Below are 15355 nucleotides of genomic sequence, written 5' to 3'. Positions count from 1 at the left end.
CCCGGGAACGATCCCGGGCTTTCTTTTTTCCTTGAGCGAGAAAGTCGCTACTCGCGAAATGACCCACTACTGAAACGCCGTCTCGGCAAAACTGCGCAACTTCCGCGAATGCAGCCGTTCCGCCGGCTGGTCCCGCAAGATTTCCATGGCCCTGAGCCCGATCTGCAGATGCCGATTGACCTGTGTCCGGTAGAAGTCCGAGGCCATGCCGGGCAGTTTCAATTCGCCGTGTAGCGGCTTGTCTGACACACACAGCAGCGTCCCATAGGGCACGCGGAAGCGGAAGCCATTGGCGGCAATGGTCGCGCTTTCCATGTCCAGCGCTACAGCGCGAGACTGGCTGAGACGACGCGTGATCTCCACCTGATCCCGCAACTCCCAATTGCGGTTATCAAAGGTCGCTACAGTGCCCGTACGCATGATCTTTTTGGTTTCAAGGCCCTCGGTCTGGGTCACTTCCTCAACGGCCTGCTCCAGTGCCACCTGCACTTCGGCCAAAGCCGGGATTGGCACGGAGAGCGGCAAATCGGCATCGAGTACATGGTCCTCGCGCACATAGGCGTGCGCCAGCACATAGTCGCCCAGTTCCTGGCTGTTCCGGAGGCCTGCACAATGCCCCAGCATGATCCAGGCATGCGGCCTGAGCACTGCGATATGGTCGGTGATCGTCTTGGCGTTGGACGGGCCAACCCCGATGTTGATCATGGTAATGCCACGGCCGCGATCCCCCACCAGATGGTAAGCCGGCATTTGCGGCGTGCGCGGCGGCGGATTACCAGTGACACCGCCGCCGGTCAGCATATTGTCGGTGGCAACGTTGCCCGGTTCAATAAAGCGCTGATAGTGCGGATGCTTTTCGGCCATCCAGCCTTTGGCCATGCGGCAGAATTCGTCGATATAGAACTGGTAGTTCGTAAAGATCACGAAGTTCTGGAAATGCTCTGCATTGGTGCCGGTATAATGGGCCAGCCGGAACAGCGAATAGTCGACGCGCGGGGCGGTAAAGGCCGAAAGCGGATAGGGCCCACCGCGCGGCGGCACATAGGTGCCATTGGCGATTTCATCGTCCGTATTGCCCAGGTCCGGCGCATCGAACAAGTCGCGCAGCGGCACCTCCAAGGCATTTATCGCCTTGCCATCGAGATGGTCATGCGGCCCCAGCGCGAAATGCAGCGGAATGGGCGTATCCGATTCCCCAACCTCGATAACCCCGCCATGGTTCTTGAGGATGACCTCGAACTGCTCCTGCAAATAGCCCTGGAACAGGTCCGGCGCCGTCACCGTGGTCCGATAGATGCCCGGGCTGTGCAGATACCCATAGGGCAGGGTGCTCTCATGCTTGGAATAGCTGGTGGACCGCACTTCGACCTGCGGATAGCACGCGCGCACCCGCCCGGATGGAATGGTGCCCGTGGTCAGGCCATTGAGATGGTTGCGGATGAAATCGCAATTGCGGTGATAGATATGGGCGATATGCGCCCAGGCCGCTGCCGGATCGGTGAAAGCCTGGGATTCCAGGCGTGGCGGGCTGAGTGTGGTCATACGGTGTCCCTCGGTGCCGTCCCGCGGATCGGGTGGCGGATGTTGGAATCGTCTTTACAACGCCCGCCAATATAAGGGGCACATGACGGCTTCTCAACGCGGGGGCCGTCAGGGTCACGGCATTCACACTTCAGTGACCCGCTCTTTTCTCGCCGCATTTCTCCACCATCTTCAGATCAGTTCATCGGCCTAGCAAACGACCCATGCAACCGATGAGCGGGAAGTGGTCTGCCGCATGTCCCCCAAGCCCTCAACAGCGCGGTGGGCCGCATCCCCAAGAGGCCGCCCGGCAGCAATGCTGTGGCGGCCTTCATTTGGCTGGATAGGCGTCTCGTAGCTTCCGCACAGAGATTTCGACCAGTTCACGCAGGACATTGAGATCGATGTCATTGAGCTTGTTGACATAAAGGCACGCCTTGCCCATGCGATGCTTGCCCAGCTTCGCGAGCAGCGCCTCGCGCCGCGCATTCTCCTCGGGGAAGTAGGTGCCCATCAAATAGATGCTGAACGCCGCCTTGCGCGGGGCAAATCCCACCAGAAAGGCGTCGCCCTCATGTCCGGTGGGATATCGGTAGTGATAATGGCCAAACCCGACCATGGTGCCCCACAAAACCGGAGGTTCACCGCTGATTTCGCTCATCAACTCGACAAGAACATGAGAATCGGCCCGCTTCTGGTCGCTCTCGACCTGGGCGAGAAATTCGTCGACATCCCCGGTGTGAGGCTTGGTCTTCTGTTCGGGCATGGCTACGGACCCGCCTGGTCGAGGTAGTCCACAAGGACCTCTGGGTTTATCTCCCCATCGTAACTGGCATCGACGGCATAACGCACCAGCACAAAGGCGCCGTCGCGGAACATCCATTGTCCCGATGAGCTGGCATCTCCCAATCCACGCCATTTCGAGAACGAATCGATGCTCAAGGTTTCCGGGTCGAACAGCGAATTGACCAGCAAGCCGGTCGCGCTCATGCCCACGGTAGTGATTGCCTCCACCGCGCCGTCGAAATTGTCGTTCTCATATTTCACATCAAAGGCAGGCTCTGCGAAGCCAACAACTGTCATGCCCTCATACTCGCGCAGCAAATAGTAGGCGTGAGTTTCATTATAGGCACCGGACGAGCAGAAGATTCGCACCAGGGTCACGTCAGCCTTGTCCTCCTCGCTACCCTCGCTCCAGCTTGGCATGTAATCGAACGTCCAACTCTCGATTGGGTCATCGGGCCTGTACCCGCCTTCGGAGTGACATTGCTCGCCAAAAGACAGGGCATGCAGCTTTTGCGCCCGCTTTTCCGGCGACGCTTCCTGCGACAGGACGGGAGACACGCAAGCCGCTATCAGCGACAGCCAAAGCAATGGACGGATCATCCTTCATCCCTTATGTCGATGCACAAAAGCGGGTCCTCCGCCCGCCAATGGCAGTTAAACAGATCGAGGCCGACATGACCGCAAAAATCATCGACGGAAAACGCTTTGCCGAAGATCTGCGCGGCCGCATTGCCGACCATGTTTCGCGCCTTAAGTCCGAACACGGCATCATCCCCGGCCTTGCCGTGGTGATTGTGGGCGAAGATCCCGCCAGCCAGGTCTATGTCTCGTCCAAGGCGAAACATACCGCTGCAGTCGGCATGAATTCGTTCAAGCATGAATTGCCCGCCGATACGCCAGAGGCCGATTTGCTGGCGCTCGTGCACCAGCTCAATGCCGATCCCACCGTGCACGGTATCCTTGTGCAGATGCCGGTGCCCAAGCACATCGACCCCAACAATGTCATCGAGGCCATCGATCCGGCCAAGGATGTCGACTGCTTCACCCCCGCGAATGTGGGCAAGGTACAGATCGGCCTGCCGGGGCCAGTTTCCTGCACGCCGCTCGGGTGCCTCATGCTGCTGCGCGATGAACTCGGCTCGCTCGAAGGCAAGCATGCTGTCATTATTGGCCGGTCCAATCTTGTCGGCAAGCCGATGATGCAGCTCCTGCTGCGCGACAACTGCACGGTCACCGTGGCCCATTCGCGCACCAAAAACCTCGATGAGGTCGTCCGTCAGGCCGATATTGTGGTTGCTGCCGTTGGCCGCCCCAATATGGTCAAGGGAGACTGGATCAAGCCGGGCGCCACGATCATCGATGTCGGTATCAATCGCATGCCTGCGCCGGAAAAAGGCGAAGGCAAGACGCGGCTTATCGGGGACGTCGACTTTGCCGCCGCCTCCGAAGTTGCGGCCGCCATTACACCGGTGCCCGGTGGCGTTGGCCCTATGACCATAGCCTGCCTGCTGGCCAATACCATCACCACCGCCTCGCTGATGAACGGCCTTACCCCGCCGGTTGACCTGACGGCATGAATGATCTGGCACACGATCCGGGCGGCAAGGTTCGCCTGCGCCTCGGAGAAGGGGTGCGTGGCGACGCAATGATGAGTGCGGATGGCCGCTATCGCCAGCGCATGCGGCGCTGGCTGGGCGATTCCTTTCCAGATCGCTACATCGTCTTTATCGGTATGAACCCCTCAACCGCCGACGCGAGCGTGGATGACCCGACCTGCGCCCGCGAGTGGAATTTTGCTCGCCGCGAGGGCTTCACCGGCATGGTCAAATGCAATGTCGGCGACTACCGCGCCACCCATCCCAAAATGTTGGTTCAGCCTGGCGTGGAGGCGGTATCGCCGGCCAACCTGCCAACGATCCGCGAAGCTGCTAGAGGGGCAGGGCGTGTCGTCCTCTGCCACGGCAAGCTCAACAAGGCGTTGGCCCCCGCGGGCCGGGAAATCGTTGCGGCGCTGCACGCCGAGGGCATCGACCTCTGGTGCTTCGGCACCAATGCCGATGGCTCGCCCAAGCACCCGCTCTATCTCAGGGCCGACACGCCACTGGTGCCATTTCCGGGATAGACGACTATTCCCTTCCCCTCGGGAAGAGGTGGCTCCGCGCAGCCGAGGCGATGAGGGGGGCGCCACAGGCTCGGCGGCTGCCTTCAACCCGCTAAATAGAACATCCGCGCGACTGTATGATCCCGTAGCGCCTGCGCCGGCAGCTTGCCTGTCAGCGCTTCCACGACCTGGGACGGGTCAGCCAAGGCGCTGGCATCGACAACCACGCGCGAAAATGCGGGGCGCATATCCCGCCGGTGCTCCTCAAGCAGGTTGTAGAGCAGCGCCCGCACATCAGTCTGCGCCGCGCAGGCCACGCAGGTATCGCCGTCCGCGTGTCCATGCCCGGAATTGGCCGACAACCGGATCAGTGCCGTGTCGCCGTCGAGCGGAACCAGGCTGCCGGGGTCAGAAATCAACGTCACAGGGATGGGATCAATTTGTGACATGGTTGTTACCGATCATTCTGCCGCGGCCCGACCGGGAATGTAGTTCAGGATCGGCGCCAGCCAGCGCTCGACCTCTTCCACCTCCATGCCCTTGCGCTGGGCATAATCGAGCACCTGGTCGCGCTCCACCTTTGCCACGCCGAAATAGTAGGAATCGGGATGGCTCATATAGATGCCCGAGACCGATGAACCCGGCCACATCGCATAGCTCTCGGTCAGGCTCACGCCCACACTTTTCTCCGCGTCGAGCAGGCTGAAAAGGGTGGTCTTTTCAGTGTGGTCCGGTTGGGCCGGATAGCCGGGCGCCGGGCGGATGCCCTGATAGGGCTCGCCAACCAGTTCGTCAGGCGACAGGGTCTCATCGGGGGCATATCCCCAATAGTCCTTTCGCACCCGCTCGTGCATGTATTCGGCCATGGCCTCGGCAAATCGGTCGGCCAGCGCCTTCACGAGAATTGACGAATAATCGTCATTGGCGCGCTCGAAGCGCTCGGCTATCGCCACTTCCTCGATCCCCGCCGTCACCACAAAACCGCCAATATAGTCGGGCTTTCCGCTGTCTGCCGGCGCCACGAAATCGGCGAGCGCCATGTTTGGCTTGCCATCACGCTTGCTCAATTGCTGGCGCAACGTGAAGAACGTAGCCAACTCGCTCTGGCGATCCTCATCGGTGAACAGGCGCACATCGTCACCCACGGCGTTGGCCGGCCAGAAGCCGAGCACGGCCTTCGGCGCAAACCATTTTTCGTCGATGATCTGCTTGAGCATCTTCTGCGCGTCAGCCCACAGGGCCCGCGCCGCTTCGCCCTGCTTCTCATCGTTCAAGATTGCCGGATATCGACCCTTCAACTCCCAGGTCTGGAAGAACGGCGTCCAGTCAATGTAGCGCGCCAGCTCCGCTAGATCGAAATCGGTAAAGCTGCGAGTGCCCAGGAAGCTGGGGGCAGGGGGCGTATACTCCGACCAGTCGGGCTTGAACGCATTGCTGCGGGCCGTTTCCAGCGGCAGCCGGCGTTTTTCAGACTCGGCCCGCTCGTGCGCGGCGGTCGCCTTGGCATATTCGGCCCGGACCTGCTCGATGAACGTCGCCTTGGTCTCATCTGAAAGCAGGTTCGAGACCACGCCTACGGCGCGGCTGGCGTCATTGACATGCACTGCCTGTCCACGCGCATAGCGCGGATGGATCTTTACAGCGGTATGCACGCGGCTGGTCGTCGCTCCGCCGATCAGAAGGGGTATGTCGAACCCTTCGCGCTCCATTTCCGAAGCAACATGCACCATCTCGTCCAGCGAGGGCGTGATAAGACCGGAGAGGCCTATGATATCGACATTCTCCGCCTTGGCCGTCTCCAAAATCTTCTGGGACGGCACCATGACGCCCAGGTCGATGATCTCGTAATTGTTGCAACTCAGCACAACGCCAACAATGTTCTTGCCGATATCGTGCACGTCACCCTTTACGGTCGCCATCAGCACCTTGCCGGCGCTCTTGCGTCCGGCGGCATCGCCATTGGCGTCCTTCTCGGCCTCCATGAAGGGCATCAGATAGGCCACGGCCTGCTTCATCACGCGGGCCGACTTCACCACCTGCGGCAGGAACATCTTGCCCGAGCCGAACAGGTCGCCCACCACGTTCATCCCGGCCATCAGCGGACCTTCGATCACATGCAGCGGTCGAGCGAATGTCTGGCGTGCTTCTTCGGTGTCGGCCTCGATGAACTCGGTCACGCCGTTGACCAACGCATGGGTAATGCGCTCGCCCACCGGCAATTCGCGCCAGCTCATGTCCTTGGCCTTGCCGGCACCGCCGCCCTGGCCCTTGTAGCGTTCGGCCAGGTCCAGCATGCGGTCGGTCGAATCCGCGCGCCGGTTGAGGATCACATCCTCGCAGGCGTCGCGCAGTTCCTTGTCGATGGTCTCATAGACCGCCAGCTGGCCGGCATTGACGATGCCCATGTCCATGCCATTCTGGATGGCATAGTACAAAAACACCGCGTGCATCGCCTCCCGCACCGGTTCATTGCCGCGGAACGAGAAGCTGAGATTGGAGATGCCGCCTGAAATGTGCACATGGGGCAGGCTGTCGGTGATTTCCTTGGTGGCTTCGAGAAAATCGACGCCGTAATTGTTGTGCTCTTCAATGCCCGTTGCGACGGCGAACACATTGGGGTCGAAAATGATGTCTTCCGGCGGCAGGCCGACGACCTCGGTCAGGATCTTGTATGCCCGGGCGCAGATTTCGACCTTGCGATCCTTGGTGTCGGCCTGTCCGGTTTCGTCGAACGCCATCACCACCACGGCCGCGCCATAGGCCTTCACCAGCCGCGCATGATGAATGAAGGCTTCTTCGCCTTCCTTGAGCGAGATCGAGTTGACCAGCGCCTTGCCCTGCACGCATTTCAGGCCCGCCTCGATCACCTCCCATTTGGAGCTATCGATCATCAGGGGAACCTTGGCGATATCGGGCTCCGCGGCAAGCAGGTTGAGGAATTCGATCATCACCTGCTGGCTGTCGATCAGGCCCTCATCCATGTTGATGTCGATGACCTGGGCGCCATTGGACACCTGGTCCCGGGCGACCTCCAGCGCAGCGGTGTAGTCCCCCGCCGTGATCAGCTTGCGGAACCGGGCCGAGCCGGTGACATTGGTGCGTTCGCCGATATTGACGAAGGGAATGTCCTTGGTGAGCGTGAACGGCTCCAGCCCGGACAGGCGCAGCAGCCGCTCGGCATTGGGCACCTTGCGCGGCGCATAACGCGCGGCGGTCTCGGCAATTGCCCGGATATGGTCAGGGGTCGAACCGCAGCACCCGCCCACAATGTTCAGCAGTCCCTCGCTGGCAAATGTCTCCAATTGCCCGGCCATCTGCTCCGGTGTCTCGTCATAGGCGCCCATTTCATTGGGCAGCCCCGCATTGGGATAGGCGCAGATAAAAGTGTCGGCGACCGACGACAGCTCGGAGATGTGGTCCCGCATCAGATCGGCGCCCAGGGCACAATTGAGCCCGATGGTGATCGGATTGGCATGCCGGATCGAATACCAGAACGCTGTCGGCGTCTGCCCCGACAAGGTGCGGCCACTCAAATCGGTGATCGTCCCTGAAATCATGATCGGCACGTCGATACCGCGCTCTTCGAACAGGCGCTGCGCGGCAAAAATGCCGGCCTTGGTATTGAGCGTGTCGGTAATGGTCTCGAACAGCAGCAGGTCCGCGCCGGCATCGACCAGACCGCGAATAGCCTCGCCATAGGCCTCGACCAGCTCATCGAAGGAAATGGCCCGATGACCGGGACTGTTGACGTCCGTGGACATGGACGAGGTCTTGTTGGTCGGTCCAAGCGCCCCGGCGACGAAACGGCGGCGGCCGTCCTTCTCCTCGGCCCGGATGGCCGCGCGGCGCGCGCAAAGAACCCCGTGATAGTTGATGTCGTACACCGCCTCTTCGCAGGCATAGTCCGCCTGCGCGACCGATGTCGCCGAGAATGTGTTGGTTTCGACGATATCGGCCCCGGCAAGATAGTACTCGAGGTGAATGTCCTCGATCATTTTCGGCTCGGTGAGCACCAGCAGGTCGTTATTGCCCTTGAGCGGGTGGCTCCAATCCCTGAACCGCTCGCCCTGAAAGTTCTCTTCGGTCAGTCCGAGGCGCTGGATCATCGTGCCCATGGCGCCGTCCAGGACCAGAATACGCTCCTCCATGGCGCTGGCCAGCGCTGTGCGGACCTCGTTCCAGTCGGGAATGATGGGCGAGTCGGATTTCCGGTCGGGGGAGGGGCTCATCGCCTTCCTCACTTTCTTGCAATAGGCGGGCACTCTATCAGCGCTGCGTCATCACATAAAGATATCTTTATATCAGTCAACCCGCGCTGGCTGACATTCCTTTCTGCGTCGCAGGTTCAATGGAGAAAACGCCAACAATCTCCATCGGCAACGTAACGGTTCATTGGTCTTAACTTCCCCTAAACCGTAAAATTGTTCGTTTCTGTCAGGCGCCGCTCAAAGTGGCTATCCTTCGGTCGGAAAAGTTCTGTTCATGTAGAGTATTGCGTATCGTGACGACCACCTGGCGCAGCGCCGTCCGAGCCATTGCCCTGGCCGCCCTGATCGCCCCCTCGCTGGCCGCCTGTGCTACTGGCAATCTCGGCGCTACCGTCAAGCGCGCCGCATTTACCTCGAGCGAATATGGCGTCGCCGTTTCGCCACGCGTCACCTCCAATCCGAACCCGCCCAAGGGTGGAGGTCGATATCAGATCGGTAAGCCATACACGGTGCGTGGCAAGACCTATGTGCCCAAGCACGATCCCAGCTATTCTGCCTCCGGGTCGGCTTCCTGGTACGGTTCGGACTTCCATGGCCGGAAAACCGCCAATGGCGAGATTTTTTCCGCCAATGCCATCACCGCCGCCCATCCGACGTTGCCGCTTCCGTCCTATGTGCGTGTCACGAACACTGCCAATGGCCGCTCACTGATCGTCCGCGTCAATGATCGCGGGCCGTACGTCTCCGGCCGTATTATCGACCTGAGCCATCGGGCTGCCTCCATGCTGGGCTATGTCAACAAGGGCTCGACCAGTGTGCAGGTCGAATATGTTGGCCAGGCTCCGCTGGAAGGCGATGACACCCGCATGCTGGTGGCCAGCTATAACGGCCCCGCCGACGACAACAGCGGCCCGATCCGCGTCGCCAGCTCCGGCGGGCAGAGCAATCGCAGCCTTGTCGGCATGACCACCAACTTTATTTCCGGCCTGTTCTCCTACGTGGATGCCTCGCCTCAGGAACTCGACGCCGCCGTCGGCTCGGCCCATGCTGCCGCCAATGCCATGGCAAACGGCAATGCCGACCTGGCCGATTGGGCGGGCTCGGTGGATGCTGACACACGCAAGATACGTCTCGCGCTCGGCATCTTTGCCGATCCGGACAACGCGGCGGCGCTGGCACAAGACTTTGCCCGCCTCGGCGCGGTCACCGAGGAGCCGGTCTCGATCAATGGCCGCCCCGCCACCAGGCTGACATTAACCCACCTCAAGGCGGGAGCAACAAGTCAGGATGCGCTTGATCTTGCCCAAGACCTTGGCCTGACTGACGCAATTCTCTATTAATTGCGTCTATATTGCGCCGCGATGATCTCGGCGTCGATATCGCAATCGCAAGGGAAATGCGTCGTGAGACTGCTGATCGCCATATTTGCCGTCCTGTCACTCGCCGGAGCGGCGCTGGCCCAGGCCGAATTCGATACCAAGGCAAAGTTCGCCGTACTGATGGACTACGAGTCCGGCACGGTCATTTTTCAGAAGAACGCGGACGCCGCCCTCGAGCCTGCCTCAATGGCCAAGCTGATGACGCTGGCGGTCGTTTTCAATGAAATCAGGGCAGGGCGGGTGAGCCTGGACGACGAGTTTTTCGTTTCCGAACATGCCTGGCGCACGGGCGGCGCGGCCTCCGGTGGCTCCACCATGTTCGCCGAACTCAATTCTCAAATCCGGGTCGAAGACCTCGTGCGCTCAGTCATCATCCAGTCGGGGAACGACGCATCGATCGTACTGGCCGAGGGCATCGCTGGTTCCGAATCCACCTTCGCACTGATGATGAACGAGCTGGCTGGGGAAATTGGGCTCGAGCAGTCCTATTTCACCAATCCCGTGGGCCTGCCCGACCCAGACATGTATTCGAGCGCGCGCGACCTGGCTGAACTCGGCCGCTATCTGATCCGCGAATTTCCCGAGTATTATCACTACTTCTCCGAGCCGTCGATGGAGTGGAATGGCATCAATCAGGCCAATCGCAACTCGCTCGTTGAAATGGGAATAGGCGTGGATGGTCTCAAGACCGGTCATACGGAAGCGGCCGGTTACGGATCGGTGACCTCAACCGATCGGGGCGACCGCCGCCTCATAGCTGTCGTCCATGGCCTCACCTCGATGCGCGAGCGCACTGAAGAGGCCAGGAAGCTGCTCACCTGGGGCGCCCGCGCCTTTGAGCGCTTTACCCCATACGCTGAGGGTCAGATCGTCGCCTATGCCGACGTTTACGGTGGCGTCAGCCCCAATGTAGGCCTGGTTGGGCAGGGCGAAATCGCGCTCTACCTGCCGCGCGGCTCGCGCCAATGCCTTTCGGCCACGGTCAACTACGAAGCTCCGCTCTTGCCGCCGGTGCGCCAGGGCGACCGGATTGCCGAACTCAGGGTCTTCTGCAACGACCAGCTTGTGCAAGCCGCGCCCCTCTACGCCGTCGAAAGTGTCGGCCAGGGCGATCTGATCCGCCGCGCCACCGATGCGCTGAAACAGCTCGCTCTGGGCTGGCTCTGAGCCTTACCGCGCGGCGGCAAAACTGGTCCGACGGATCAATTCAAGACCCAGGGGCCACGAGACCCATGGTCGAACGGCGAGCAAACCCCGCTCATCCCTTTTCCCATGCGAGCAGGTGTCCTAAAAGAAAGCCGGACCAAGGAATCAGCCTGCCCATGCTCGAAGCGCCAAATCGACGCCCAGCCCGCTTCATCACCTTCGAAGGCGGCGAAGGGGTCGGCAAGTCGACCCAGGTTCGACGTCTTCTCAACAATCTTGCCATTCACGCCATCGAGGCGGTGCGCACCCGTGAACCCGGCGGCACGCCCAAGGCCGAAGCAATCCGTTCCTTCATCCTCCAGGGTCGCTCCGAATCCTGGGGTGCTGGTTCGGAAGCCGTGCTGTTTGCTGCCGCCCGGCTTGATCACGTCAATCAACTTATCGCACCCAATCTGGAAAAGGGCACCTGGGTCATTTCCGACCGCTTCTGCGATTCCACTCGCGCCTATCAGGGCCTGACGGGCGGAGTCGACGACAAGCTCATCGACGCACTGGAAAATCTTGCCCTGGACGGCCACACCCCCGACTTGACCATCGTCCTCGATATGGATCCGGCCATCGCCTTCCGGCGCGTCGCGCAGCGTGCCGTTGAAGATGGCCTGCAACTGACCGGCGATCGCTTCGAGAAGGAGGAACTGGATTGGCACCAGCGCCTGCGCGAAAACTTCCTCGACATCGCCCGACACAATACCGACCGGTGCGTCGTGATTTCTGCCGAGCAGGATGAAGAGGCACTCGAGACTGCCATTTGGGACGTTGTCAGTGCTCGCTTCTCTGAACTTCAGGACGGGCCGGTCGCGTGACTGATCCCGCCGCTCTCCCCGACCTGCCGCTGCCCGAACAGCGCCAGATAGCCATCGGTCATGATGCGGCGCGAACGACCGTTCTGACCCAATTGGCCGAACACCGGCTCCCCGGCGCCATCATGTTGCAGGGGCCACAGGGTATTGGTAAGGCCACATTGGCCTTTGAACTTGCCTCTGCCATTCTGACCGCCACTGGCGACGAAGACCCCAAACGCGTCCGCGAACAGGTAGCGGCCGTCTCCCACCCCAATCTGGCGCTGCTCCGCCGGCGATCCAAGGATGCCAAGGGCTATTATTCCGTCATCCGCGTTGAAGATATCCGCGAGCTGCGCGAAACCCTCCAGCACACCAGGGGCCGGGCCGGGCATCGGATCGCCATTCTCGACAGCATCGATGAGTGCAATCCTTCTGCAGCCAATGCACTGCTCAAGACGCTAGAAGAGCCGCCGACCGACACCACGTTCCTGCTCATCTCACATCGTCCGGGCCAGTTGCTGCCCACTATTCGCTCGCGCTGCCAGAACCTGGCTATGCGCGGCCTGTCGGACGATCTGGTGAGAGCCGTTGTCAGCAGCAGCCAACCTGATCTGGATGCCGAGACACTGGACCGGGCCGTGCAACTCGCCGGAGGTCGGCCACGTCGCGCTTTTGAAACTCTGGCTCTTGGCGAAAATTCGCCGGTGGGCGCATTGCTTGCTTGGCTGCAGGGGCCCGAACGCATGCCGGTTGCCGCACAGATCCAGCTTGCTGATGCACTGGGCGCCGATGCGCAAGGGCCGGACATGTCTTTTGCCCGCGAAATTCTCAACGACTGGCTGGCGCAGGAGATGCGGGAAGCCGCCATGCAACCCGCAGGGCGTTCGCGGCTTGCCTCGGCCACCGAGCTATGGGAGAAGGCAGGCGCACTTCTGGGCGAAGCCGACAGCGTCAATCTCGACATGAAACAGACGCTGGCGGTCATCTTCGACGCCATCCGGAAGCATTGCGCCCTGTTTGCAAATCCTGCCGAGCCAGCATGACCTCCAAGCCGTTCTACGTCACCACCGCGATCTCCTACCCCAATGGCGCGCCCCATATTGGTCACGCCTATGAGATGATCGCGACCGACGCCGTCGCGCGCTGGAAGCGTCTGGAAGGCCGAGAGGTCTATTTCCTCACCGGCACTGACGAGCACGGCATCAAGATGGTGCAGACCGCCGCCAAGGAAGGCATTCCAGTCCGTGAATTGGCCGACCGGAACGCTGGCGCCTTCAAGAAGCTTGCCGCCGCGCTGAACCTGTCCAATGACGATTTCATCCGCACCACCGAACATCGCCACCATGAAGCGTCTCAGGCCATCTGGAAGAAAATGGCCGACAGCAGCAATGGCGACATTTTCCAGTCCACCTACAAGGGCTGGTACTCGGTGCGCGATGAAGCCTATTTCGATGAGAGCGAGCTGACCGAAAAGGACGGCAAGCGCTTCGCGCCGTCCGGCGCCGAGGTCGAATGGGTCGAAGAACCGACCTATTTCTTCCGCCTCTCCGCCTATCAACAGAAACTGCTCGACCTTTACGAGGCCAATCCCGATTTCATCGCTCCCAAGGAGCGGCGAAATGAAATCATCTCATTCGTCAAAAGCGGGCTGCAGGACCTGTCCATCTCGCGCACCACCTTTGACTGGGGCATTCCCGTGCCTGGCGCCGAAGGCCATGTCATGTATGTCTGGGTCGACGCCCTGACCAACTACATCACAGGCCTTGGTTATCCTGACGAAGACAACGAGCTGTTCAAGAAATTCTGGCCGGCGGACCTGCATGTCATCGGCAAGGACATCATCCGCTTCCATACCGTATACTGGCCAGCCTTCCTGATGAGCGCCGGTCTCGACGTCCAGCATCGCGTGTTCGCGCATGGCTTCCTCACGGTCGACGGTCAGAAGATGAGCAAGTCGCTTGGCAATGTCATCGACCCCTTCGCTCTTGTCGAAACCTTCGGCCAGGACGCCGTGCGGTATTTCTTCCTTCGCGAAGTCTCCTTCGGCAGCGATGGGGACTATAGCCACGAAAAGCTGGTCAATCGCGTCAATGCGGACCTCGCCAACAATCTGGGCAATCTGGCGCAGCGCTCGCTGTCGATGATCAACAAGAACTGCGGGGGCAGGGTGCCTGAACTGGGCGAACTGACCGATGCAGACAAGGCCATCATCGCCGAGGTCACCGAAGCCATTGCCGTCGCCCAGAAGGCCATGGACCAGCAGCTTGTCCACGAGGCGACCGGCGCCATCATCGGCGCGCTGAGTTCGGCCAATAACTATTTCGCGGCCCAGGAACCTTGGGCACTCAAAAAGACTGATCCGGTCCGCATGGCCACAGTCCTCTATGTGACTGCAGACACTGTGCGCCGCATGGCAATACCCATGTTGGCCTTCGTGCCCGCCTCGGCCGCGCGGCTGCTCGACCAGCTTGATGTGCCAGTTGGCGAGCGCACGCTTGATGCTGCCGTCAAAGCTAACAGTCTGCTAACGAATTCTGAGCTGCCGGCACCCCAGGGCGTGTTCGCACGGCTCGAAAAACCGACTGAATGACCATGCTGATCGACAGCCATTGCCACCTCGACTTCGAAGCCTTGTCCAGCGATCTGGACGGCGTAATGGCGCGCGCGGCGACCGCTGGCGTGACCGGAATGGTGACGATTTCCACAAGAGTGGAAAACTTTTCCACTTATGCCGAGCTGGCGGAACGTTATGAGAACGTCTGGTGCTCGGTCGGCACGCATCCGCATAATGCGCATGAAGAATTGCATATAGAAGTGGATGAACTTGTCCGGCTAAGTGCCCATCCGCGCTGTGTTGCCATCGGCGAAGCCGGCCTCGACTTTTTCTACGATAACGCGCCACGCGAGGCGCAGGCCACCGGTTTGCGTCGCCATATTGCCGCGGCGCGCATCACCGGTCTTCCACTGGTTATCCACAGCCGCCAGGCCGATGACGACATGGCAGCTATCCTTGAGGAAGAAGCCGGGCAGGGGGCCTTCCCATTTGTCCTGCATTGCTTCACGGCCGGCATGGACCTAGCGCAGCGCGCCCTGGCCCTTGGCGGTTATGTATCTTTCTCGGGAATCATCACTTTCAAAAATGCCGAGGAAATCCGCGAGGTCGCCAGAATAGTCCCGTCCGACCGCTATCTGGTTGAAACTGATGCACCTTATCTGGCCCCGATCCCGCATCGCGGTCAGTCCAATGAACCCAGCTATGTGCGCCATACCGCAGAGAAACTGTCCGATATCCGCGGCATTTCGCTCGAACAGCTTGGAGCGGAATCCACCGCCAATTTCGGTCGCCTTTTTTCGAAGACTGGCGTGAGATAG

At 60.6% G+C, this 15355-nt stretch carries 13 protein-coding genes; 8 read left to right on the top strand and 5 right to left on the bottom strand.

The window, feature by feature from the left end:
* Positions 1-66: 66 nt before the first annotated feature.
* The 3 genes from GGR20_RS00935 to GGR20_RS00925 form a co-directional block, all read right to left on the bottom strand.
* Positions 67-1542 (bottom strand): AMP nucleosidase, encoded by a 1476-nt coding sequence (locus tag GGR20_RS00935; protein WP_183309367.1) that lies wholly within the window; start codon positions 1540-1542, stop codon positions 67-69.
* Between the two features lie 310 nt (positions 1543-1852).
* Positions 1853-2287, bottom strand: a complete 435-nt coding sequence (locus tag GGR20_RS00930; RefSeq protein ID WP_183309366.1) for a DUF1801 domain-containing protein — start codon at positions 2285-2287, stop codon at positions 1853-1855.
* 2 nt (positions 2288-2289) lie between these two features.
* On the bottom strand, positions 2290-2907 hold the full coding sequence (locus GGR20_RS00925) for a DUF1176 domain-containing protein (RefSeq protein WP_183309365.1): 618 nt from the start codon (positions 2905-2907) through the stop codon (positions 2290-2292).
* A 74-nt stretch (positions 2908-2981) separates the two neighbouring features.
* Here GGR20_RS00925 and folD point away from each other — a divergent pair, with 74 nt between their 5' ends.
* Positions 2982-3884 (top strand): bifunctional methylenetetrahydrofolate dehydrogenase/methenyltetrahydrofolate cyclohydrolase FolD, encoded by a 903-nt coding sequence (gene folD, locus GGR20_RS00920; protein ID WP_183309364.1) that lies wholly within the window; start codon positions 2982-2984, stop codon positions 3882-3884.
* Complete coding sequence (locus GGR20_RS00915) at positions 3881-4429, top strand: DUF1643 domain-containing protein (protein ID WP_183309363.1); 549 nt, start codon at positions 3881-3883, stop codon at positions 4427-4429. Before folD ends, GGR20_RS00915 begins: the two co-directional genes overlap by 4 nt.
* An 83-nt stretch (positions 4430-4512) precedes the next feature.
* Here the strand turns inward: GGR20_RS00915 and GGR20_RS00910 are convergent, their stop codons facing one another.
* Positions 4513-4857 carry a P-loop NTPase family protein gene (locus GGR20_RS00910; RefSeq protein ID WP_183309362.1) on the bottom strand — a complete coding sequence of 115 codons (345 nt, stop codon included), beginning with the start codon at positions 4855-4857 and terminating at the stop codon, positions 4513-4515.
* A gap of 12 nt (positions 4858-4869) precedes the next feature.
* Entirely contained in the window at positions 4870-8637 is a 3768-nt protein-coding gene (gene metH / locus GGR20_RS00905) for a methionine synthase (protein WP_183309361.1), read from the bottom strand.
* A gap of 272 nt (positions 8638-8909) precedes the next feature.
* Here metH and GGR20_RS00900 point away from each other — a divergent pair, with 272 nt between their 5' ends.
* The 6 genes from GGR20_RS00900 to GGR20_RS00875 all read left to right on the top strand — a co-directional run bounded on the left by GGR20_RS00900 (position 8910) and on the right by GGR20_RS00875 (position 15355).
* Entirely contained in the window at positions 8910-9956 is a 1047-nt protein-coding gene (locus tag GGR20_RS00900; protein WP_253560044.1) for a septal ring lytic transglycosylase RlpA family protein, read from the top strand.
* Between the two features lie 63 nt (positions 9957-10019).
* A complete protein-coding gene (locus GGR20_RS00895; RefSeq protein WP_253560048.1) occupies positions 10020-11162 on the top strand; it encodes a serine hydrolase in 1143 nt (380 codons plus the stop codon).
* A 155-nt stretch (positions 11163-11317) separates the two neighbouring features.
* Positions 11318-12004: a dTMP kinase gene (gene tmk, locus GGR20_RS00890; RefSeq protein WP_183309359.1), complete on the top strand. Its 687-nt coding sequence runs from the start codon at positions 11318-11320 to the stop codon at positions 12002-12004.
* A complete protein-coding gene (locus GGR20_RS00885; protein WP_183309358.1) occupies positions 12001-13026 on the top strand; it encodes a DNA polymerase III delta subunit-related protein in 1026 nt (341 codons plus the stop codon). Before tmk ends, GGR20_RS00885 begins: the two co-directional genes overlap by 4 nt.
* The gene (metG, locus tag GGR20_RS00880) at positions 13023-14573 is read left to right on the top strand and encodes a methionine--tRNA ligase (protein ID WP_183309357.1); all 1551 of its coding nucleotides are present in this window, start codon (positions 13023-13025) and stop codon (positions 14571-14573) included. The genes GGR20_RS00885 and metG overlap by 4 nt, the downstream gene beginning before the upstream one ends.
* 2 nt (positions 14574-14575) lie before the next feature.
* On the top strand, positions 14576-15355 hold the full coding sequence (locus GGR20_RS00875; protein WP_183310022.1) for a TatD family hydrolase: 780 nt from the start codon (positions 14576-14578) through the stop codon (positions 15353-15355).

The organism is Devosia subaequoris (assembly GCF_014197055.1).
GTDB classification, from domain to species: domain Bacteria; phylum Pseudomonadota; class Alphaproteobacteria; order Rhizobiales; family Devosiaceae; genus Devosia; species Devosia subaequoris.
Note: the sequence above shows the minus strand (reverse complement) of the source record. Positions and strands in the feature narration are given on the sequence as shown.

Bases quoted from the DNA above. Each gene is read 5' to 3' on its own strand.
- metH (WP_183309361.1), bottom strand. From the start codon at position 8,637: ATGAGCCCCTCCCCCGACCGGAAATCCGACTCGCCCATCATTCCCGAC.
- GGR20_RS00935 (WP_183309367.1), bottom strand. From the start codon at position 1,542: ATGACCACACTCAGCCCGCCACGCCTGGAATCCCAGGCTTTCACCGAT.
- metG (WP_183309357.1), top strand. From the start codon at position 13,023: ATGACCTCCAAGCCGTTCTACGTCACCACCGCGATCTCCTACCCCAAT.
- tmk (WP_183309359.1), top strand. From the start codon at position 11,318: ATGCTCGAAGCGCCAAATCGACGCCCAGCCCGCTTCATCACCTTCGAA.
- GGR20_RS00915 (WP_183309363.1), top strand. From the start codon at position 3,881: ATGAATGATCTGGCACACGATCCGGGCGGCAAGGTTCGCCTGCGCCTC.
- GGR20_RS00930 (WP_183309366.1), bottom strand. From the start codon at position 2,287: ATGCCCGAACAGAAGACCAAGCCTCACACCGGGGATGTCGACGAATTT.
- folD (WP_183309364.1), top strand. From the start codon at position 2,982: ATGACCGCAAAAATCATCGACGGAAAACGCTTTGCCGAAGATCTGCGC.
- GGR20_RS00875 (WP_183310022.1), top strand. From the start codon at position 14,576: ATGCTGATCGACAGCCATTGCCACCTCGACTTCGAAGCCTTGTCCAGC.
- GGR20_RS00910 (WP_183309362.1), bottom strand. From the start codon at position 4,857: ATGTCACAAATTGATCCCATCCCTGTGACGTTGATTTCTGACCCCGGC.
- GGR20_RS00925 (WP_183309365.1), bottom strand. From the start codon at position 2,907: ATGATCCGTCCATTGCTTTGGCTGTCGCTGATAGCGGCTTGCGTGTCT.